Raw genomic sequence first — 20363 nt, forward strand, 5'->3', positions numbered from 1 at the left:
TGGCGGATCAGACCCCGCGCAGCGATCCGGGTTCCAGATCGGCGTAGATCGGCAGATGGTCCGAGGCCGCACGGGTCAGTTTCGTGTCGATCATGCCCGTGTCGATCAGGTCCAGCCGACGATCTACCGCGATGCGATCCAGCGGTGCCAGTCGCCAGCGCGCATGATAGCTGCGACCGGGCGCATGCAGGCTGTGGCTCTTGGCAAAGGGGCCGAGGCCGCGGTGCAGCGTCCATTCATTCAGATCACCGGCAAGGATGGTCTGGATGTCCGATTGGTCCGCGATCCACGCGAGTATCGCATTTTGTTGCGCGACCCGTGACCGCCGCAACAGGCCTATGTGCAGACCGATCACGCGCAGCGGTCCCTGTGGCGTGTCGATGATGGCAGAAACGGCACCGCGCGGTTCGAATCCGGGCAGGGGGATGCGGGTGATCTGCCGTGCCGTCCAATCCGCGCGCAGCAGGATGGCATTGCCATGCCAGCCCATGCTGACGTCGGTGTCCGCGACCGCCAGCGGCGCAAGGCCGATATCGCCCAGCGCGTCCTCGGACAGCACCGCAGGACGGTTACCCAACCGCAGATCGGCCTCTTGTAGCAAAACGATATCAGCCTGGGTGTGCGACAGCACGCGGACGATCCGCATGGGATCGCGCCTGCGGTCGGTGCCTAACGCCTTGCGGATGTTGTAGCTCAGCAGCCTGATCGGCCTGTCCTCGGTCATAACACGGGTGCCCCGATGCGGAAAAATCCCTCTGCGATGCGGCGCAGCGTACCGGCCTCTGCGACGCCGACCGTGCAGCGGTCCGACAGTCCCGTGAACCAATTCGCAATCAGCGCCGCACTGGCGTCATCATGCAGTACCAGTGTCGTTTCAAAATTAAGTAACATTGACCGCACATCGCAATTGCTGGACCCGACGTAGGCGTTTGTGTCGATCACGCCTGCCTTGGCATGCATCATGCCGTCCGCGAACAGCAGGACCTGCACGCCTGCCTCCTGCAATTCGCGCAGATAGGCGCCGCGTGCGAAATCGGCGATCATCTGGTTCGATTTGTGCGGCAGCAGCAGCCTGACATCGACTTGCCGCCGGGCTGCCACGGCCAGCGCCTCGGACAGGCTGTCGGTGGGCAGGAAATAGGGTGTCGCGATCCAGACCCGGTCGCGGGCGCGGTGGATGGCGTTCACCAGCGAATCGTGGAACCCGTCGTGCGGCAGGTCCGGACCGGACGGGACCAGTTGCACGACGGCCGCGCCGTGGCTGTCCGCAGCACCGCCCTTGGCGTCGATCTGGGTGGCCGCCACGGACCAGTCGGATGCAAAGACATCGCCAAAGCTTGTCACCGCCGGGCCAGTCAGGACGTAGGCCAGATCGACCCAGGCCTCTGGTGTGTCATCCAGATAGTTGCGCGCGATGTTCATGCCGCCCGAAAACACCCGCACCCCGTCCGCGATCAGCATCTTGCGGTGGTTGCGCAGGTTGATGTGTCCGCGCTGCGGTCGCTGCGTAAAAGGAGAGAAATAGGCCACCTGACCGCCAGCGGCCTTCAGTGCGCGCAGCGCTTTTGTCGGAGGTCGCAATGTCCCCAGCCGGTCGATCAGCAGCCGGACCTGCACGCCCTCGGTTGCGCGCCGGGTCAATTGCGCCACGAAATCCGTACCCGTCGGGTCGTTCGCGACGATGTAGAACAATGCGTCGATCCGGTGCTGCGCCCCTGCGATCAGGTCGGTCAGTGCCTCTCGGGCGGTGTGCGGGCGATCAAGCAGTGTCAGATCATGCCCCGCGGTGGCCGGCGGCAGGTCATAGCACCGCAGTGTTCTGTCCCAGCCGTCGACCGGGTCAGGGGCATCGACGTCGCGAAACTGAATGCTGTTGTCCTTGCCCGGGCGCTTGCGAAACCCCAGCACGATGAAAATCGGGACCGTCAGGTAGGGCAGCACGACCAGCGCCAGCAACCACGCCGCGGTCGATTGCGGCGTTCTGCGTTGCTGCAACATGAATGCGGCTGCCAGCAGCACCAGCAGCGTCAGGAAAACGATTTCGAAATGGGTGGTTAGCAGGCTGAACGGCACGGTGTATCCTCTGGCGCGATACCCTAGCCTAGACCCCGGCAGGCGTCATTCCAACGATGACCTGTGTGCCCCGAGGGGAAGCGTTGATCTGAGGGGAAATCGTGGTGCCCAGGAGAGGACTCGAACCTCCACACCGTTGCCAGTACTAGCACCTGAAGCTAGCGCGTCTACCATTCCGCCACCTGGGCAGGTCACGTGAGGGGCGATTTAGAAGGAGTGCGGGGGACTGTAAACCCCTCTTTTTGCGTCACGCTCACGAATTTGCCGCAGCGCCTTTCGTCTTGCTCGTGGGCGGGGTGCGGTTTACATCAGCGGGGTACTGCAAAAGAGGCGTCCCATGTCCAAGCTCGTTACGATTTTCGGTGGATCCGGCTTTGTCGGTCGATACATCGCGCGCAGGCTGGCTCAGGACGGGTGGCGCATCCGCGTGGCCTGCCGCACCCCGAACGAGGCGATGTTCGTGCGCACCTATGGTGTGGTCGGACAGGTTGAACCTGTGTTCTGCAACATACGCGACGATGATTCCGTGCGCACCGTGACGCGCGGTGCCGATGCGGTCGTGAATTGCGTGGGCGTGCTTGCCGAAAAGGGCAAGAATACCTTCAAGGCGCTTCAGGCCGAGGCCCCGGGCCGGATCGCCCGGATCGCCGCCGAAGAAGGTATCAACCGGATGGTGCAGATTTCCGCCATCGGTGCCGATGCAGATGCGGACAGCGACTATGCCCGGACCAAGGCGCTGGGCGAACAGGCGCTGCTGGAACATCAGCCCGATGCCGTGATCCTGCGCCCCTCCATCGTGTTCGGACCAGAGGATGAATTCTTTAACCGCTTTGCCGGCATGTCCCGGATGGGTCCGGTGCTGCCGGTGGTGGGTGCGGATACGTTGTTCCAGCCCGTATACGTAGACGACGTGGCAAGTGCGGTGTCCGTGGCCCTGCGCGATCCGTCGGTCGCTGGCGTCTTTGAGTTGGGCGGCCCGGATGTGGCGTCATTCCGCGAATTGATGCGCCAGATGCTGAACACCATCAATCGCAACAACATGGTCATGAACATCCCGTTTTTCGTGGCGCGCACCATGGCGGCGGCCTTTGGTCTGCTGTCCAAGGTGACGTTTGGTCTTGCCCCCGCGCCACTGACGACCGATCAGGTCAAGAACCTTGCGATCGACAACGTGGTGTCCGACGGCGCGCGTGGCTTTGCCGATCTGGGTCTGACGCCGACGTCACTGGAATCGGTGCTGCCCGACTATCTGTGGCGGTTCCGCCCGTCGGGTCAGTATGCCGCGATCAAGAATTCGGCAAAGAACCTCCGCCAGTCATAGCGATGATCAGCAGGATCGCACCCAGTGCGACCCTGTAGACCACATAAGGCGTATAGCTGACCGACCGCAGCAGGCGCATCATCAGTGACAATGCGGCGAGGGCCGCGACGCAGGACAGCCCGGCCACGATTGCAATATCGGTCCACAGACCCGGTGTGGTGTCACCGATCACATCCAGCGCCAGCAACGACCCTGATGCAAGGATCGTCGGAATGGACATCAGCATCGACAGGCGTGCTGCATCGGTTCGGGTGTATCCCAATGTCCGCGCCCCCGTGATGGTGATGCCAGACCGCGATGTGCCGGGGATCAGTGCGACGACCTGCCACAATCCCATGATGACGGCGTGTTTCATCGTCCATTGGGGTGCCGTGCGAATCTCCGGGTTCGTCTGATCGGCGCGATACAACACGATGCCAAAGACGATAAACGCCAGCGCGATGACCACCATGCTGTCGCGGATCAGATCAGCAAGTCCGGTGACCTTCAGAATCAGTCCCGCAAGGATGACCGGGATCGTCGCAACCATCAGGCACAGCGCCAGCCATGCGCCCTGCGTATCGACCTTGCCCCGGATCAGCCGCGACAGCCCTGACAGCGCCATGCGCACATCGGTCCAGAAAAACAGGACAACGGCAATCAATGTGCCCAGATGCGCCGCCACATCGATGGCCAATCCCTGCGCGGGTTCGCCCGTCAACAAAGGCAGCAGCACAAGGTGCCCCGAGGACGAGACCGGCAGAAATTCGGTCACGCCTTGGATCAAGGCCACCAGCACCAGAGTAAAGAGCGTCATTCCGCAGTCACCTTTGTCCGCCATTCATGATTCGCCGCCACATTAGCCGACGCAGGCAATGTCGCCAGACCGAAGATAGGTATCGTATCGGACCTAATATCAGGTGCTTTTCCGCCCGCCTGAATGCCGCGCCGGTAAAAAATTCATTAATAGGACAGCACTGCTGACTTTTCATTGTGATTGGCCTCGCGTAAGACGCTACCAAAGACATGCAGATGCGGAGTGTGACCATGGCCGGCGAAAAGATGTTGAAGTTTACCACTGTCAGCCGTGACATGCCCGAAAAGCGTCCGCCTGACCTGCGCAACAAGGATTTCGGCGAGATCTACGCCGAATACGCGACCGCCAAGGCGGCAGAGCAGGCCAGCCGGTGCAGCCAGTGTGGTGTGCCCTACTGCCAGTCCCACTGCCCATTGCACAACAACATTCCCGACTGGCTGCGCCTGACCGCCGAGGGCCGCCTGCAAGAGGCCTACGAGGTGTCTCAGGCGACGAACACGTTCCCGGAAATCTGCGGCCGCATCTGCCCGCAGGATCGCCTGTGCGAGGGCAACTGCGTTATCGAACAATCCGGCCACGGCACGGTGACCATCGGGTCGGTCGAGAAATACATTACCGACACCGCATTCGAAGAGGGCTGGGTCAAGCCGATCCGTCCCCACGCCGAACGCAGTGAATCTGTCGGCATCATCGGTGCAGGCCCCGGTGGCCTTGCTGCCGCTGACATGCTGCGCCGTCAGGGCGTGCAGGTCACCGTCTATGACCGCTATGACCGCGGGGGCGGCCTGCTGACCTACGGCATCCCCGGCTTCAAGCTGGAAAAAGACGTCGTGATGAAGCGGATGGCCCAGCTCGAGGATGGCGGCGTCGAATTCCGCCTGAACTGCAACGTGGGCGAGGACATTACCTTTGACGCGATCCGTGGCAAGCATGACGCCGTGCTGATCGCAACCGGCGTCTATAAAACACGCGAGTTGGACAATCCGGGATCAGAGGCTGACGGTATCGTCCGCGCCATCGACTATCTGACCGCCTCGAACAAGGTCAGCTTTGGTGACACGGTGCCCGAATTCGACAGTGGTGAACTGAACGCATCGGGTAAAAAGGTCGTCGTGATCGGCGGCGGTGACACCGCGATGGACTGTGTGCGCACAGCGATCCGTCAGGGCGCCACTTCGGTCAAATGCCTGTATCGCCGTGACAAGCAGAACATGCCGGGGTCCCAGCGCGAAGTGCAGAACGCCGAAGAAGAGGGCGTCGAATTCGTCTGGCTGTCCGCGCCCAAGATGTTCGTCGATGACGCGGCCCAGATGAATGCCGAAACGCCAGCCCCCATCAGCGGGCCGCTGCGCGGCGTCGTGGTGGACAAGATGCGTCTGGGTCAGCCCGACGCGACCGGCCGCCAAAGCCCGGAACTGATCGCAGGCGCGCATTACGTCGAAGAGGCCGATCTGGTCGTCAAGGCGCTGGGCTTTGAACCCGAGGACCTGCCGGCCCTGTGGGGTGTCGAAGGTCTTGAGGTCACGCGCTGGGGCACGGTCAAGGCCGATTTCACCACCGGCAAGACATCGCTGGACGGTGTCTTTGCGGCGGGCGACATCGTGCGCGGTGCCAGCCTCGTGGTCTGGGCGATTCGCGACGGGCGCGACTGCGCCACCGCGATCCTGGACTATCTGTCGCAATCCGACGCGGTCGCCGCAGAATGATCCGCGTGGGCGCATTGCTTTGCGTCCTGGCCGGGCCTGTCACAGCACAGGCCCCGGACACGTTCAGCCTGCCCGCAGGCTGTGATGCCTTCGTGACGATCCAGTCGCGCAGCTGTTCGGTGGAACATCATTTCACCTGCGCGGGCGATGCCGAGGGTGTCAAACGTCGCGTCAGCCTGAGCGAGGACGGTCTGACCTACGCCGGCAGCACCGATACAGAGGCGCAATGGCTGGACAGCTTCCATCCGTTCACGGGTCATTCCGAACGGCTGGAATCCAGCCCGGCCGATCCCGCGTCCCTGACGGAACTGCTGGAAACCGGGCGCGACAGCTATGACTTTACCACGCTGTCCGATCAGGTCGGTCCCACCCGCTACGTGGGCGCGGATACGCTGACCGGCGAGGTGGTGACGATTGATGACGTGACCTTGCGGCGCACCGCCTACCAGATCACCGCCTATGCCGCCGACGGCACCGAGTTGTGGTCCTCGGCCGGGAACGAATATGTCAGCGACGACTGGCGCATGTTCATCGGCGGCACGGGCCGCGTCACGGTACCCGGCGACGCCTACGACAAAAACGACAGTCCGGTCGAATTCATCTTTCCCGGTGAACCCGGTTTCCTGTCCGCCAACCCCAAACACGATTGCGGCGTGATGCTGTCGCAACTGATTGCCCCCATTCAAGGAGAGATTTCATGACAACCTATGATGACGCCTGGGTGGCTGCCGAAGAAGCCAAGCGCGCATGGATGGCTGAAAACGGCCTGTACCGCGATGACGACGAACATTCCTCCTGCGGGGTCGGCCTTGTCGTGTCGATCAAGGGCGAGCGCAGCCGCGATGTCGTCGAAAAGGGGATCAACGCGCTCAAGGCGATCTGGCACCGTGGTGCTGTCGATGCCGACGGCAAGACGGGTGACGGTGCGGGTATCCACATCCAGATCCCGGCCCCCTTTTTTGAGGACCAGATCCGCCGCACGGGCCATGAACCGCAGCCGGGCGAACGCATCGCCGTGGGCCAGATTTTCTTGCCGCGCACCGATTTTGCTAGCCAGGAACGCTGCCGCACGATCGTCGAATCCGAAGTGCTGCGCATGGGTCATTACATCTATGGCTGGCGTCATGTCCCCGTGAACACCGAAGTGCTGGGCGAAAAGGCCAACGCCACCCGCCCCGAGATCGAACAGATCATCGTCCGCTGCCGTCCCGGCATCGACGAAGAAGCGTTCGAACGCGAATTGTACATCGTCCGTCGCCGCATCGAAAAGGCCGTGACCGCCAGCGGTGCGAACGGGTTCTATATCTGCAGCCTGTCCACTCGGTCGATCATCTACAAGGGCATGATGCTGGCCGAACAGGTCGCGACGTTCTATCCCGACCTGATGGACGAACGGTTTGAATCCGCCTTTGCCATCTATCACCAGCGCTATTCCACCAACACCTTCCCGCAGTGGTCGCTGGCGCAGCCGTTCCGCATGTTGGCCCACAACGGCGAAATCAACACGCTCAAGGGCAACGTGAACTGGATGCGCAGCCACGAGATCCGCATGGCGTCCAGCGCATTCGGTGACGCGGCAGAGGATATCAAGCCGATCATCCCGTCGGGGTCGTCCGATTCCGCCGCCCTCGATTCCGTGTTCGAGGTGCTGGTCCGTGCCGGGCGTAACGCGCCGATGGCGAAAACCATGCTGGTGCCAGAGGCATGGTCCAAGCAGGCCGCAGAAATGCCGCAGGCGCTGCAGGACATGTACTCCTACTGCAACGCGGTGATGGAACCCTGGGACGGCCCAGCCGCCCTTGCCATGACCGATGGCCGCTGGGTCTGTGGCGGTCTGGACCGGAACGGTCTGCGCCCCCTGCGTTATGTCGTGACCGGCGACGGCCTGCTGATCGCAGGTTCCGAGGTGGGAATGGTCCCGGTCGACGAATCCCGCGTCGTGGAAAAGGGCGCGCTTGGCCCGGGCCAGATGATCGCCGTCGATATGGAAACGCAGCGCCTGTTTCACGACGAAGAGCTGAAGAACGACCTGGCCTCGGCCCAGCCCTTTGGTGATTGGGTGGAAAAGGTCGTCGAACTGTCCGACGCGTTCCGCGAAACGGCAGAATTCGCCATCTACGAGGGCGACGAATTGCGCCGCCGTCAGCGCGCCGCCGGTTACAGCATCGAAGAACTGGAACAGGTCCTGGCCCCGATGGCCGAGGACGGCAAGGAAATGATCGCGTCGATGGGCGACGACACACCCTCTGCGGTGCTGTCGACAACCTTCCGTCCGCTGTCTCACTTCTTCCGCCAGAACTTCAGCCAGGTGACGAACCCGCCGATCGACAGCTTGCGCGAAAGCCGGGTGATGTCGCTGAAGACACGGTTCGGGAACCTGAAAAACGTGCTGGACCAAGACAGCAGCCAGACGGAAATCATCGTCCTCGAAAGCCCGTTCATCGCGAACGCCGAATTCGAAAAGATGGTCGAACAGTTTGGCGATACGGTCGTGCACATCGATTGCACATTCGAATCCGGCGAACATGCGCTTGGCGATGCGCTGGCCCGGATCCGGGCCGAGGCCGAGGACGCCGTGCGGTCTGGCGCAGGGCACATCGTCCTAACCGACGCGCACCAGTCCGCCGAAAAGGTCGCGATGCCGATGATTCTGGCGACCTCCGCCGTGCATTCGCACCTGACCCGCAAGGGGCTGCGGACGTTCTGTTCGGTGAACGTGCGGTCTGCCGAATGTATCGACCCGCACTATTTTGCAGTGCTGATCGGCTGTGGCGCAACCACGGTGAACGCCTATCTGGCGCAGGATTCCATCGCGGACCGCGTGAACCGCGGCCTGGTCGACGGCACCCTGACCGAGGCTGTCGCCCGCTATCGCAAGGCCATCGACGCGGGCCTTTTGAAAATCATGTCCAAGATGGGGATTTCCGTCCTGTCGTCCTACCGTGGCGGCCTGAACTTCGAGGCGGTCGGCCTGTCGCGCGCCATGTGTGCGGAATATTTCCCCGGCATGCATTCGCGCATTTCCGGCATCGGCATCAACGGTATTCAGGCCAAACTGGAAGAGGTCCACGCCCACGGCTGGAAGCAATCCACGGACATCCTGCCCATCGGTGGTTTCTACAAATCCCGCCGGTCCGGCGAAAAGCACGCCTGGGAAGCGCAGACCATGCACATGCTGCAGGCGGCCTGCGCGAAATCGTCCTACGCGCTGTGGCAGCAGTATTCCAAGGCGCTGCAGGCCAACCCGCCGATCCATCTGCGTGACCTGCTGGCGATCAAGCCGCTGGGCAAGCCGATCCCGATCGAGGAGGTCGAATCGATCACGTCGATCCGCAAGCGTTTCGTGACCCCCGGCATGAGTCTTGGTGCCCTGTCACCAGAGGCGCACCGTACCCTGTCCATCGCGATGAACCGCATCGGTGCGAAATCCGACAGCGGCGAAGGCGGCGAAAGCCCGGATGATTTCACGCCCGATTCGAACGGCGACAACCGGTCTGCCAAGATCAAGCAGGTCGCATCCGGCCGCTTTGGCGTAACGGCGGAATATCTGCTGGCCTGCGAAGAACTGGAAATCAAGGTCGCGCAGGGTGCCAAGCCCGGCGAGGGTGGTCAGCTGCCCGGCATGAAGGTCACCGACCTGATCGCAAAGCTGCGCCATTCGACCAAGGGTGTGACGCTGATTTCACCGCCGCCGCACCATGACATCTATTCGATCGAGGATCTGGCCCAGCTGATCTACGACCTGAAACAGATCAACCCGCACTGCAAGGTGACGGTGAAACTGGTGGCATCCTCGGGTGTCGGCACGATCGCCGCCGGCGTGGCCAAGGCCAAGGCCGACATCATCCTGATCTCGGGTCATAACGGCGGGACGGGTGCGTCGCCCGGAACCTCGATCAAATACGCAGGCCTGCCGTGGGAAATGGGCCTGACAGAGGCGCATCAGGTTCTGGCCATGAACAACCTGCGGTCGCGCATCACGCTGCGCACCGATGGCGGTTTGCGGACCGGTCGTGACATCGTCATGGCCGCCATGCTGGGCGCAGAGGAATATGGCATCGGTACCGCGGCCCTGATCGCAATGGGTTGCATCATGGTGCGCCAGTGCCAGTCCAACACCTGCCCCGTGGGCGTCTGCACGCAGGACGAAGCCCTGCGCGAGAAATTCACCGGCAACGCCGACAAGGTGGTGAACCTCATCACCTTCTACGCGACCGAGGTGCGCGAAATCCTCGCATCCATCGGGGCACGCAGCATTGCGGACGTGATTGGCCGTGCTGATCTGCTGACGCAGGTCAGCCGCGGGTCCGCGCATCTGGACGATCTGGATCTGAACCCGCTGCTGATCACCGTGGATGGGGCGAACCGGATCACCTACGACCGGAACCAGCCGCGCAATGCGGTTCTGGACACGCTGGACGTCGAAATCGTCAAGGACGCGGAACGCTTCCTCAAGGACGGTGAAAAGATGCAGTTGGAATATGCAGTGCAGAACACGCTGCGCACCATCGGCACACGGACGTCGTCGCACATCGTGCAACGGTTTGGCATGCGTAACAGCCTTCAGGACGACCATCTGACGGTAAAGCTCAAGGGGTCCGCCGGTCAATCGCTGGGTGCCTTTGCTGTTCACGGGCTGAAGCTGGAGGTGTCCGGCGACGCCAACGACTATGTGGGCAAGGGTCTGTCCGGTGGCACGATCATCGTGCGGCCGCCGATGCAATCGCCGCTGGTCGCAGCCAAGAACACCATCATCGGCAACACCGTGCTCTATGGTGCGACCGCCGGTTACCTGTTCGCGGCGGGCCGCGCCGGTGAACGTTTTGCGGTGCGCAATTCCGGTGCGCATGTCGTGATCGAGGGCTGCGGCACAAACGGTTGCGAATACATGACCGGCGGGGTTGCAGTGATCCTGGGGTCGATCGGTGCCAACTTCGGTGCAGGCATGACAGGCGGCATGGCCTATCTGTATGACCCCGACGGCACGGCGGCGGATCTGATGAACATGGAAACGCTGGTGACCTGCCCGGTCACGATGGATCACTGGACCAACCAGTTGCGGACCCTTGTTCAGCGCCACGCGGACGAGACCGGCAGCAAGAAGGCGCAGGAGATCCTGCAACATTGGGACGATGAACTGCGCAACTTTGTGCAGGTCTGCCCCAAGGAAATGCTGGCCAACCTGCCCGTCCCGCTGAGCGCCGAAGAGGCTGCGATCCCGGCGGAATGACCTGATCGCCACAGCGCAGAACCAAATGCACGCCCCGCAGGATCACCTGCGGGGCGTTTGCAGATCCGCCTGTCTTGACCCAGCGCACCGCGCCGTGGCTTATGCGGTATGGCGAAAAAGAAATCCGCGAAAACCAAGACGACCGTCAAACCTGCCCTGGGACGTCGTATGCGCCGGGCCGTGACGCTGGGGCTTGCCGGCTTGCTGGGCCTCGTCGTCGTCTCGACGCTGGCCTACCGCGTGATCGGTCCCCCGGTGACACCCTATCAACTGGCCGAAGGCTGGCGTCTGGGCGGCACCGAACGGTATTGGGTGGCAATGGACGACATCGCCCCCGTCATGGCCCGGTCGGTTGTCGCGGCCGAGGACGCGAATTTCTGCCTGCATTGGGGGCTGGACGTGACCGCCATCCGCGCCGCGATGGAAGAGGGTGCCGCCCGTGGCGGATCGACCATCAGTCAGCAGGTGGTGAAAAATGTCTTTCTCTGGCAGGGCCGGTCCTGGGTGCGCAAATCCATCGAGGCGGTCTGGACCCCCCTGGCAGAGGCGTTCTGGCCCAAGCGCAGGATGCTGGAGCTGTATCTGAACGTAGTCGAATTCGACACTGGCGTGTTTGGGGTCGGGGCCGCCGCGCCGCATTATTTCGGTGTCTCGGCGGCAGAACTGTCCGATCTTCAGGCTGCCCGGCTGGCAATGGTGCTGCCCGATCCCAAGGGGCGTGATGCCGCCAATCCGACGGATTGGCAGCGCAGCCGCACCGCCAGCATCATGGACGGGGCCGCGACCATTCAGGCGGACGGCCGCGCGTCCTGTTTCGAGGATTGAACCGGGCCTGCGCTTGCGGCATTGAAGTGGGACCCAATACCCCTGCGAGAACCCTATGAACCGGCTGTATCATTACCCGTTGTCCCCTTTTTCCCGCAAAGTCCGCTTGAGCCTTGCGGAAAAGCGGATCGAGGTCGAATTGACGCAGGAGCGCTATTGGGAAAAAGACCCTGATTTCCTGCGCCGCAATCCGGCCGGCAAGGTCCCTGTGCTGCGGCTGGGCAACAAGCTGATGTCAGAGAGCACGGCGATCTGCGAATACCTCGAACAGGCCTATCCGAATCCACCGCTGCTGCCCCGCGATCCCGACGCCGCCTATGAGGCGCGCCGCCTGGTCGGGTGGTTCGACGATACGTTCTATCACGAATGCACGGTGAAACTGGTGGGCGAACGTGTGTTCCGCAAGGTGATGGGCACCGGATACCCCGACAGCACCAACGTCAAGGCCGGCAGCCGCGCGGTGCGGTTCCATCTGGACTACATGACAGGTCTGCTGGAAAAGCGGCGTTGGCTGGCCGGCAACGAGATGACGCTGGCCGATTTCGCCGCTGCTGCACAGATGTCCTGCCTCGACTATATTTCGGATGTGGACTGGAACCGGTCCGAGGTGGTCAAGGACTGGTACGCCAAGATCAAGTCGCGGCCCGCGTTCCGCACGTTGCTGGCCGATCAGGTGCCCGGTTTTCTGCCGCCTGCGCATTATGCCGATCTTGATTTTTGACGCGGCGGTGGGTGGGCCCGCCCACCCACCCCACTTTGGGGGCTTTGCCCCCGTCCTGCGGACTCCCCCAGGATACTTATGACCAGAAGAAGCCTGGATCTGACCGAACGGTTGCGCCGCTTTGCGCTGGACGCCGGATTTGCCAAGATCGGGATCTGTCGGCCTGATGCGGTCAGGGATCTGCCGGACCGGCTGGCGGCCTTTGTTGCTGACGGGCGGCATGGGCAAATGGCCTGGATGGCCGACCGGATGGCCTGGCGCGGCGATCCGACGGCGTTGTGGCCGCAGGCGCGGTCCATCATCATGTTGGCCGAAAACTATGCGCCCGATGCGGACCCCTTAATGGTTCTTGAGCAGCGCGATCGCGCCGCGATTTCGGTCTACGCGCAGGGGCGGGATTATCATGACGTGGTGAAAAAGCGGCTCAAGCAGGTGGGGCGCTGGTTGATCGACCAGTCGCCCGGTGCCGAGATCAAGGTTTTTGTCGATACCGCCCCGGTGATGGAAAAACCGCTGGCGCAGGCGGCGGGACTGGGCTGGCAGGGCAAACATACCAACCTGCTGGCGCGCGATCTGGGGAATTGGGTGTTTTTGGGGGCGATCTTTACGACGCTGGAACTGGATGTGGATGCGCCCGAACAGGAGCACTGCGGCAGTTGTCGCAAGTGTCTGGATGTTTGCCCGACAGATGCCTTTCCGGCACCGTTTCAGCTGGATGCACGGCGCTGCATTTCCTATCTGACGATCGAGCACCGTGGTCCCGTCGATCCCGATCTGCGTGCACGCATGGGCAACCGGATCTATGGCTGCGATGATTGTCTGGCCGTGTGTCCCTGGAACAAATTTGCCATTACCGCCAAGGATGTGCGCCTGGCCGCCCGTGATGATCTGCGCGCGCCGTCGCTGGCCGAGCTTGCGGCCCTGGATGACGCGGGCTTTCGCGCGCGGTTTTCGGGATCGCCGATCAAACGGATCGGGCGGGACCGTTTCGTGCGCAACGTGTGCTATGCGATCGGAAATTCGGGGAACCCTGACCTGCGGTCGGCGTTGACCCCCCTGATGGATGATGCCGACCCGGTTGTGGCCGATGCCGCGCGCTGGGCCTCGGCCCGACTGAACGGGGAGATACCATGAGATTTGCCGCCATGATGATGATCCTGCCGACGCTGGCCTGCGCACAGGTCGAGCAGGGTGCGCCGAACACCGATTTCCAGCCGGCGTTCGCCAGTCAGACGCGCGCACCCGCCCTGCCCGCGACGCCTGTCACGACAAGCGTTCTGGCAGAGGGTCTGGCGAGTCCCTGGGGTATCGCTGCACTGCCGGACGGGTCGTATCTGGTGACCGAACGTCCGGGTACTTTGCGCCGTGTCAGTGCCGACGGGATGCTGTCCGATCCAATTGCCGGGGTGCCGCAGGTCGATGCACGCGGGCAGGGTGGTTTGCTGGATGTGGCGATTGCGCCCGATTTCGCACAGACCGGCACGATCTATCTGACCTATGCCAAACGGTATGACGGCGGCACGGGGACCGTCGCCGCGCGTGCGACGCTGACGGGAAATACCTTGTCCGGGGTGCAGGAAATCTTTGTGCAGACGCCGCCATCGCAGGCGACGATGCATTACGGCAGCCGGGTCGTGCCGACCGCGGATGGCAAGGTGTTCATCACCACCGGCGAACACAGCACCCCCGCCGACCGCGTGCTGGCACAGGATATCAACACCACCTACGGCAAGATCATTCGCCTGAATGCTGACGGCAGCGTGCCGTCTGACAACCCCTTTGTCGGGACCGATGGCATCGACAGCATCTGGTCTTACGGGCATCGCAACGTGCAGGGGGCCGACATTGGCCCTGACGGCGCGCTGTGGACGATGGAACACGGTCCGCGTGGCGGGGATGAGTTGAACCGCCCCGAACCCGGCCTGAACTATGGCTGGCCGGTGATTTCCTATGGAGTCAACTACAGCGGTTCGCCCGTCGGGTCCGGTGAGAGTGCGCGCGAGGGCATGGAGCAGCCCGTCTATTATTGGGACCCTGTGATCGCGCCGGGCGGCATCGGGTTCTATGACGGCGATTATGCCGACTGGCAGGACGATCTGTTCATCGCAGGCCTGAACCCGGGTGCGCTTGTGCGTCTGAAACTTCAGGATGGTCAGGTCGTGGGCGAAGAACGTCTGCTGCGCGACCTGGGCCGCATCCGCGATGTCGAGGTGTTGGACAACGGTGAATTGCTGGTGCTGATCGACGCCGATCCAGGATCCATCATTCGCGTCGTGCCGGGACAGTGACCGGGATCAAACGTCTTGTGCTGCGGGCCGCTGCTGCGGTCGAACGCGCGGTGGAACGGGTGTTTTTCCGGGGCGATCTGACCCGGTTGGTGATCGAACCCTACCACGGTTATGCCACGCCCGAACATCTGATCGCGCGGGGCCGCGTCCTGGCCTTGCGCGCGTCAGAGCGTGCGCCGGGTGGCGGGAGCCGTCTGGCCAATGCGCGGCAAATGTTACGCCTGTTCGCCACGCATGAGGTGGCGGATGTCACCGTCAGCGCCGGTGATGTGACGGCGGTATCCGATGCCGAGGGGTATTTCACCCTGCTGTTGCCGCGCGACGGCAGAACCGGCTGGATCGACGTGACCGTATCCACAGGTGACGCCACTGCGACCTGCCCGGTGCTGGTTGCTGATCCTGCGGCACAGTTGATGGTGGTGTCCGACATTGACGACACGATGATGCGCACGGGGGCCTATTCCACCCTGCGCAACCTGTGGACATCCTTTACCGGTAGCGTCGAAAGCCGTGAGGTCTTTGGCGATGGGGTCGAACTGATGCGAATGCTGCATGCAGATGGCCGCAACCCCGTCTATTTCGTCAGCTCTTCGCCGTGGAATTTTCACGACTTTCTCGACGATGTCTTTGCGCGGGCGGGACTGCCGGTGGCACCGAAATTCCTCAAGGACTACGGTTTCGGCAAGGATCAGTTCATCACCGCCAGCCACGGTAGCCACAAGGGCGATGCGGTGGACCGTCTGATGGCAGCCAACCCCGATCTGCCGGTGGTGTTGATCGGCGACACCGGCCAGCATGATGCGCATATCTACGCCGATGCCGCCATTCGCCACCCCGGCCGCGTCCTGCATGTCGTGCTGCGCACGACCGTCGACGGTCTGGATACGGATGACCGGCTCCAGATTGAACGGCTGGGGGCTGTGAACGTGCCTGTCAGCGTGTCGACGGATTATCGCGATGCGCTGGCCCGCTTGGCGGTCGCGGTCAGACCCGCCGCCTGACCCCCTTTCGGATGGTTTCGCTGCGGCGTAGGGTCGGCGAAAAAGGACCGCCACATGCAACCCTTGCACGGTATCGCCTTCAAGATTCTTTCGGTTTGCCTGTTCGTGGCCATGTCCGCGCTGATCAAGGCCGCATCCGATCAGGTGCCGCCGGGGCAGGCCGTGTTCTTTCGCTCGCTCTGTGCCCTACCGGTGATTCTGGGCTGGCTTGCCATGCGGCACGAGTTGCGCACAGGCTGGCGCAGCGCCAATCCGATGGGCCATGTCTGGCGTGGGCTGGTGGGCACGACCGCGATGGGTCTGGGCTTTGCCGGTCTGGGGTTGCTGCCCCTGCCAGAGGTGACCGCCATCGGCTATGCCGCGCCGATGCTGGTGGTCGTTTTTGCCGCGATGTTCCTGAACGAACAGGTGGGCAAATTTCGTCTGACCGCCGTGGCCGTGGGCATGGCGGGTGTTTTGATCGTGCTGTCACCGCGCCTGTCCATAGGGGCCAGTGCCAGCACGGCCGAAACGCTGGGGGCTGTTCTGGTGCTGATGGGGGCGATTTGTGCAGCACTCGCGCAGGTTTTCGTGCGCAAGCTGGTCGCGACCGAATCCACCGCCGCCATCGTGTTCTGGTTTTCCGTGACCGCCACCTGTCTGTCGTTGCTGACCTTGCCGTGGGGCTGGGCCGTCCCGTCGGCTGACCGGCTGGCCTTGCTGATCGTGGCGGGGCTGTTGGGCGGTCTGGGGCAGATTTTCCTGACCTCCAGCTACCGCTACGCCGAGGCGTCGCTGGTGGCACCCTTTGACTATACCTCGATGTTGCTGGCGCTGATCGTGGGCTATGTCTTTTTTGACGAGGTGCCGACAGGGACCATGCTGATCGGTGCGGCCATCGTGATTGCGGCGGGTATCGGGATCATCCTGCGCGAACGCCACCTGGGTCTGCAACGGACCCGGCAACGCAAGGTCACCGGGTCCGTCGGTCACAATTAATCGGCGCGGCGGGCGCGCACTTCTTCGCGGACCTGACCCCAGGTGATCAGGCTGAATACGATCGTGCCGCCGAACACGTTGCCCAGAAACACCGGTATCCAGAACCCGAACACCGCGTGGATAATCCCCATCTCGCCAATGACCAGCAGCAGCGCCATTTCGACCGATCCCGCGATGATATGGGTGAACCCACCCGCCGCGATGAGCCATGTCATGATCAGGATGATGAAAAAGTTGTTCACCTCTCCGGCGGCCAGCATCCAGACCAGCGCCGCAATCAGCAGGCCGGCCGGAATTGCCTTGAAGAACGCAATCAGCGGCGGGTGTTCCGTCGCGTGTTTCGACACCACGATCATGGCGTCCACGACCTCTTGTTCAAAGGCGGGGATAAAGGCGATAAAGATCGCCGCGATGAAACAGCCGATCAGGTTGGCCCCCACCACGATCGCCCAAAGCCGTGCGACGCTGCCCAGCAGATACCGGCTTGGCCGTGCAAGAAACGGCAGCACGGTGGTCAGCGTGTTTTCGGTGAACAGCTGCATCCGTCCGATGATGACGATCAGAAAACCAAAGGTGTAACCAAAGCTTTCGACCAGCGGCAGCCAGTTTGATTCCGGCAAATAGGCCCCGAAAATACCTTCGCCGATCACGGAAAAGCTGATGCAGACGCCGGCGGCGATGCCGGACCAGAACAGTGACGACGTGGGCCGTTTCAGTTCCTCGTCGCCCTCACGACGGACGACCTGATAGACCAGCTTGGCGGACATGTGCGACGCCTCGCGCACCGCCTCTTCTTCGTCCGGCTCGTTGCTGGCCTGCTCTTCGCGGTCGTTCATGGCGGCCTGACGCTTGGCCTCGTTTGCCTCTACGGCGCGGCGGAATTCGGGGTCATCATCGGTCATGGTGCATCCTTCGCTTGATGGTCACGAAATGGTGCGACACCGCGCCGCGTCAAGCAGCTTGCCCCTGATACAAAAGGCCCGCCCCCGGGTTACGAGGGCGGGCCTGGGCGTGCCGGGTCAGACGATCAGGCGCGGACCAGTTTTTCGTAGTCGCTGGCGATGTCCAGCGTCAGCGCGCCAACCTCAAAGTTGTAATCACCGATCTGGCCCACTGGCGTAACCTCTGCCGCGGTGCCGGTCAGCCAGCATTGCTGAAAGCTTTCCAGCTCTTCGGGCATGATGTGCCGTTCATGGACGGTGACGCCCTTGGCGCGCAGCGTCTTGATCACGGTCTGGCGGGTCAGGCCGTTCAGGAAACAATCGGCCAGCGGCGTGTGCACTTCGCCGTCCTTGACGAAAAACAGGTTCGCGCCGGTGCATTCAGCGACATAGCCGCGATAGTCGAACATCAGCGCGTCCGAACAGCCCTTGGCCTCGGCTGCGTGCTTGGACATGGTGCAGATCATGTACAGACCCGCTGCCTTGGCCTGATGCGGGATGGTTTCGGGGCTGGGGCGTTTCCACTTGGCAATGTCCAGCTTGGCACCCTTGGTTTTCGCGTCGCCGTAATAGTTGCCCCAATGCCAAGCCGCGATGGCCACCTGCACCGGGTTGCGCGCGGATGCGACACCCATGTCGGGCCCGGCCCCGCGCCAAGCAAAGGCGCGCACATAGGCGTCGGTCAGGTTGTTGGCTGCCAGCACCTCGGCCTTGGCGGCCATCAGTTCCTCGACCGTGTAGGGGATCTGGAAATCAAGGCAGTTGGCCGAGAAATGCAGACGTTCCGCATGTTCGCGATCCAGAAAGATCTTGCCGTTGTAGCAACGCTCGCCTTCGAATACGGAAGAGGCATAGTGCAGCGCATGGGTCAGCACATGGACATTCGCCCCGCGCCAGTCCACCAGCTTGCCGTCCATCCAGATCTTGCCGTCGTGATCTGCGTATGAGCCTTCCATGTTCCACCCTCTGTTTTGCGTTTATGTCGCGAATAGTTCCGGTTCGGACATAATGTTGCGTAAATGATGCGCGTTCGGTAGCAACTGCCGTCAGTCATGTCAACAAGGCTGACGTATTTCGGGCACGGTCGCAATCTGCTGTCTTAAAAATCTTCTATTGCGGCATCGGATTGCCCTATAACGGCGAAAAGTTCGCGAGAAGTTGGGATTCATGGCCTCTGACACCACTGCCCCCGCAGGCCGCAGCCTGCTGTTCCTGACCGATGATCAGCTGCGCAAGGGAATCGAGGCGATGTTCTTTGCCTACCGCGGTTTTACCGCCGATCCCGACCGTATTCTGGCCGAAAAGAACTATGGCCGGGCGCATCACCGGGCCATTCATTTCATTCACCGCAGCCCCGGCACGACGGTCAACAATCTGCTGTCGATCCTGGGGGTGACAAAGCAGTCGCTGAACCGTGTCCTGCGCACGCTGATCGCGGACGGCCTTGTGTCGTCCACCGTCGGCGCGCGCGACCGCCGTGAACGGCACCTGCATCTGACGCCAGAAGGGGCGGCGCTGGAACGCAGCCTGTCGGATGCGCAACGAGAACGGATGCGGGCCGCCTACCGGGCCGCAGGGCCAGCCGCCGTGGCAGGTTTCAGAGAGGTGCTGGAGGCGATGATGGACGACGATATGCGACGCCAGTATCAGGCATTGGTGGATCAACCCGATGGACGTTGATGCACCGCACCTGCTGGTCGTCGACGATGATGAACGCATCCGCGACCTGCTGCGCAAATACCTTGTGCGGTCCGGTTTCCGGGTCACCTTGGCGCGGGATGCGGCCCATGCGCGCCGTTTGCTGGCGGGGTTGGAATTCGATCTGATCGTGCTGGACGTGATGATGCCGGGCGAGGATGGCATCAGTTTCTGTCGCAGCCTGCGGTCGCAACTGGGCACGCCCGTCCTGCTGCTGACAGCACGCGGCGAAACCGCGGACCGGATCGCGGGACTGGAGGCGGGCGCCGACGATTATCTGGCCAAACCGTTCGAACCCAAGGAATTGCTGTTGCGCATCAATGCCATCCTGCGGCGCGCCCCCAAGGAGGAAGCGCAGCCGATCGCGCTGACCGAACTGGCGATCGGCAGCTATACCTACGACATCACGCGGGGCGAAATCAGCAATGCCGCCGGTCCCTTGCGCCTGACGGCCACGGAAAGCCATCTGATGCGCATCTTTGCCGCGCGCCCCAACGAACCGGTGACCCGTCAACAACTGGTCGAGGAACTGAGCCGGTCGGGTGGACAGACACAGGAACGGGCGGTGGATGTGCAGATCACCCGCCTGCGCCGCAAGATCGAACCTGACCCCAAACAACCGCGCTACCTGCAAACGGTACGTGGTGCAGGCTACATGCTGTCGCCCGACTAGGATGGTTTGAAACAGCGGAGCGCGCTGTCGCGCGCAGGTCTATTCTGGCGCGCCTTGCAGCCTGAGCCCGTCATGGCGACAGCGGATCTGTGGCCGCGTGATTTTGAGTATT

At 62.5% G+C, this 20363-nt stretch carries 17 protein-coding genes and 1 tRNA gene; 12 read left to right on the top strand and 6 right to left on the bottom strand.

From position 1 onward, the window contains the following. Positions 1–7: 7 nt before the first annotated feature. The 3 genes from LGQ03_RS08490 to LGQ03_RS08500 form a co-directional block, all read right to left on the bottom strand. Complete coding sequence (locus LGQ03_RS08490; RefSeq protein WP_226748055.1) at positions 8–724, bottom strand: endonuclease/exonuclease/phosphatase family protein; 717 nt, start codon at positions 722–724, stop codon at positions 8–10. Next, on the bottom strand, positions 721–2073 hold the full coding sequence (locus LGQ03_RS08495; protein ID WP_226748056.1) for a phospholipase D-like domain-containing protein: 1353 nt from the start codon (positions 2071–2073) through the stop codon (positions 721–723). Before LGQ03_RS08495 ends, LGQ03_RS08490 begins: the two co-directional genes overlap by 4 nt. 102 nt (positions 2074–2175) lie before the next feature. Next, a tRNA-Leu gene (locus LGQ03_RS08500) sits at positions 2176–2261 on the bottom strand. 149 nt (positions 2262–2410) lie between these two features. Here LGQ03_RS08500 and LGQ03_RS08505 point away from each other — a divergent pair. Beyond that, complete coding sequence (locus tag LGQ03_RS08505; protein WP_226748057.1) at positions 2411–3394, top strand: complex I NDUFA9 subunit family protein; 984 nt, start codon at positions 2411–2413, stop codon at positions 3392–3394. Here the strand turns inward: LGQ03_RS08505 and LGQ03_RS08510 are convergent. Continuing rightward, on the bottom strand, positions 3360–4190 hold the full coding sequence (locus LGQ03_RS08510; protein ID WP_226748058.1) for an undecaprenyl-diphosphate phosphatase: 831 nt from the start codon (positions 4188–4190) through the stop codon (positions 3360–3362). The two genes, LGQ03_RS08505 and LGQ03_RS08510, sit on opposite strands and share 35 nt — an antisense overlap. Positions 4191–4420: 230 nt before the next feature. Here LGQ03_RS08510 and LGQ03_RS08515 point away from each other — a divergent pair, with 230 nt between their 5' ends. From LGQ03_RS08515 to LGQ03_RS08555, 9 genes are all read left to right on the top strand, one after another. Next, positions 4421–5896 (top strand): NAD(P)-dependent oxidoreductase, encoded by a 1476-nt coding sequence (locus tag LGQ03_RS08515; protein ID WP_226748190.1) that lies wholly within the window; start codon positions 4421–4423, stop codon positions 5894–5896. Next, positions 5893–6597, top strand: a complete 705-nt coding sequence (locus LGQ03_RS08520; protein WP_226748059.1) for a hypothetical protein — start codon at positions 5893–5895, stop codon at positions 6595–6597. Before LGQ03_RS08515 ends, LGQ03_RS08520 begins: the two co-directional genes overlap by 4 nt. Beyond that, positions 6594–11126, top strand: a complete 4533-nt coding sequence (gene gltB / locus LGQ03_RS08525) for a glutamate synthase large subunit (protein WP_226748060.1) — start codon at positions 6594–6596, stop codon at positions 11124–11126. The genes LGQ03_RS08520 and gltB overlap by 4 nt, the downstream gene beginning before the upstream one ends. Before the next feature lie 108 nt (positions 11127–11234). Continuing rightward, a complete protein-coding gene (gene mtgA, locus LGQ03_RS08530) occupies positions 11235–11951 on the top strand; it encodes a monofunctional biosynthetic peptidoglycan transglycosylase (protein ID WP_404807643.1) in 717 nt (238 codons plus the stop codon). 55 nt (positions 11952–12006) lie between these two features. After that, a complete protein-coding gene (fzlA, locus tag LGQ03_RS08535) occupies positions 12007–12672 on the top strand; it encodes an FtsZ-binding protein FzlA (protein WP_090158043.1) in 666 nt (221 codons plus the stop codon). A gap of 78 nt (positions 12673–12750) precedes the next feature. Further along, positions 12751–13806: a tRNA epoxyqueuosine(34) reductase QueG gene (gene queG, locus LGQ03_RS08540; RefSeq protein ID WP_226748061.1), complete on the top strand. Its 1056-nt coding sequence runs from the start codon at positions 12751–12753 to the stop codon at positions 13804–13806. Continuing rightward, positions 13803–14960: a PQQ-dependent sugar dehydrogenase gene (locus LGQ03_RS08545; protein ID WP_226748062.1), complete on the top strand. Its 1158-nt coding sequence runs from the start codon at positions 13803–13805 to the stop codon at positions 14958–14960. The genes queG and LGQ03_RS08545 overlap by 4 nt, the downstream gene beginning before the upstream one ends. Then, positions 14957–15961 carry a phosphatase domain-containing protein gene (locus tag LGQ03_RS16715; RefSeq protein WP_226748063.1) on the top strand — a complete coding sequence of 335 codons (1005 nt, stop codon included), beginning with the start codon at positions 14957–14959 and terminating at the stop codon, positions 15959–15961. The genes LGQ03_RS08545 and LGQ03_RS16715 overlap by 4 nt, the downstream gene beginning before the upstream one ends. Positions 15962–16015: 54 nt before the next feature. Next, on the top strand, positions 16016–16939 hold the full coding sequence (locus LGQ03_RS08555) for a DMT family transporter (RefSeq protein ID WP_226748064.1): 924 nt from the start codon (positions 16016–16018) through the stop codon (positions 16937–16939). On the opposite strand, the gene LGQ03_RS08560 is transcribed toward LGQ03_RS08555, so the two are convergent. Together LGQ03_RS08560 and LGQ03_RS08565 are read right to left on the bottom strand one after the other, a co-directional pair. Next, on the bottom strand, positions 16936–17841 hold the full coding sequence (locus LGQ03_RS08560) for a formate/nitrite transporter family protein (RefSeq protein WP_226748065.1): 906 nt from the start codon (positions 17839–17841) through the stop codon (positions 16936–16938). The two genes, LGQ03_RS08555 and LGQ03_RS08560, sit on opposite strands and share 4 nt — an antisense overlap. Before the next feature lie 125 nt (positions 17842–17966). Further along, positions 17967–18836 carry a branched-chain amino acid aminotransferase gene (locus tag LGQ03_RS08565; RefSeq protein ID WP_056029632.1) on the bottom strand — a complete coding sequence of 290 codons (870 nt, stop codon included), beginning with the start codon at positions 18834–18836 and terminating at the stop codon, positions 17967–17969. Between the two features lie 211 nt (positions 18837–19047). Between LGQ03_RS08565 and LGQ03_RS08570 the strand changes: the two genes are divergently transcribed. Further along, complete coding sequence (locus tag LGQ03_RS08570; RefSeq protein ID WP_226748066.1) at positions 19048–19560, top strand: MarR family winged helix-turn-helix transcriptional regulator; 513 nt, start codon at positions 19048–19050, stop codon at positions 19558–19560. Beyond that, a complete protein-coding gene (locus tag LGQ03_RS08575; RefSeq protein ID WP_090158038.1) occupies positions 19550–20251 on the top strand; it encodes a response regulator in 702 nt (233 codons plus the stop codon). Before LGQ03_RS08570 ends, LGQ03_RS08575 begins: the two co-directional genes overlap by 11 nt. Positions 20252–20363 lie beyond the last annotated feature (112 nt).

Origin of the sequence: Loktanella gaetbuli (assembly GCF_020531945.1) — a bacterium.
Lineage (GTDB): Bacteria > Pseudomonadota > Alphaproteobacteria > Rhodobacterales > Rhodobacteraceae > Loktanella > Loktanella gaetbuli.

What these genes read in the sequence shown, in the direction of transcription:
- LGQ03_RS08510 (WP_226748058.1), bottom strand. Translation starts at nt 4,190, where the DNA reads ATGACGCTCTTTACTCTGGTGCTGGTGGCCTTGATCCAAGGCGTGACC.
- fzlA (WP_090158043.1), top strand. Translation starts at nt 12,007, where the DNA reads ATGAACCGGCTGTATCATTACCCGTTGTCCCCTTTTTCCCGCAAAGTC.
- queG (WP_226748061.1), top strand. Translation starts at nt 12,751, where the DNA reads ATGACCAGAAGAAGCCTGGATCTGACCGAACGGTTGCGCCGCTTTGCG.
- LGQ03_RS08545 (WP_226748062.1), top strand. Translation starts at nt 13,803, where the DNA reads ATGAGATTTGCCGCCATGATGATGATCCTGCCGACGCTGGCCTGCGCA.
- LGQ03_RS08560 (WP_226748065.1), bottom strand. Translation starts at nt 17,841, where the DNA reads ATGACCGATGATGACCCCGAATTCCGCCGCGCCGTAGAGGCAAACGAG.
- LGQ03_RS08520 (WP_226748059.1), top strand. Translation starts at nt 5,893, where the DNA reads ATGATCCGCGTGGGCGCATTGCTTTGCGTCCTGGCCGGGCCTGTCACA.
- mtgA (WP_404807643.1), top strand. Translation starts at nt 11,235, where the DNA reads ATGGCGAAAAAGAAATCCGCGAAAACCAAGACGACCGTCAAACCTGCC.
- LGQ03_RS08505 (WP_226748057.1), top strand. Translation starts at nt 2,411, where the DNA reads ATGTCCAAGCTCGTTACGATTTTCGGTGGATCCGGCTTTGTCGGTCGA.
- LGQ03_RS08575 (WP_090158038.1), top strand. Translation starts at nt 19,550, where the DNA reads ATGGACGTTGATGCACCGCACCTGCTGGTCGTCGACGATGATGAACGC.
- LGQ03_RS08565 (WP_056029632.1), bottom strand. Translation starts at nt 18,836, where the DNA reads ATGGAAGGCTCATACGCAGATCACGACGGCAAGATCTGGATGGACGGC.
- LGQ03_RS08555 (WP_226748064.1), top strand. Translation starts at nt 16,016, where the DNA reads ATGCAACCCTTGCACGGTATCGCCTTCAAGATTCTTTCGGTTTGCCTG.
- LGQ03_RS08490 (WP_226748055.1), bottom strand. Translation starts at nt 724, where the DNA reads ATGACCGAGGACAGGCCGATCAGGCTGCTGAGCTACAACATCCGCAAG.
- LGQ03_RS08515 (WP_226748190.1), top strand. Translation starts at nt 4,421, where the DNA reads ATGGCCGGCGAAAAGATGTTGAAGTTTACCACTGTCAGCCGTGACATG.
- LGQ03_RS08570 (WP_226748066.1), top strand. Translation starts at nt 19,048, where the DNA reads ATGGCCTCTGACACCACTGCCCCCGCAGGCCGCAGCCTGCTGTTCCTG.
- gltB (WP_226748060.1), top strand. Translation starts at nt 6,594, where the DNA reads ATGACAACCTATGATGACGCCTGGGTGGCTGCCGAAGAAGCCAAGCGC.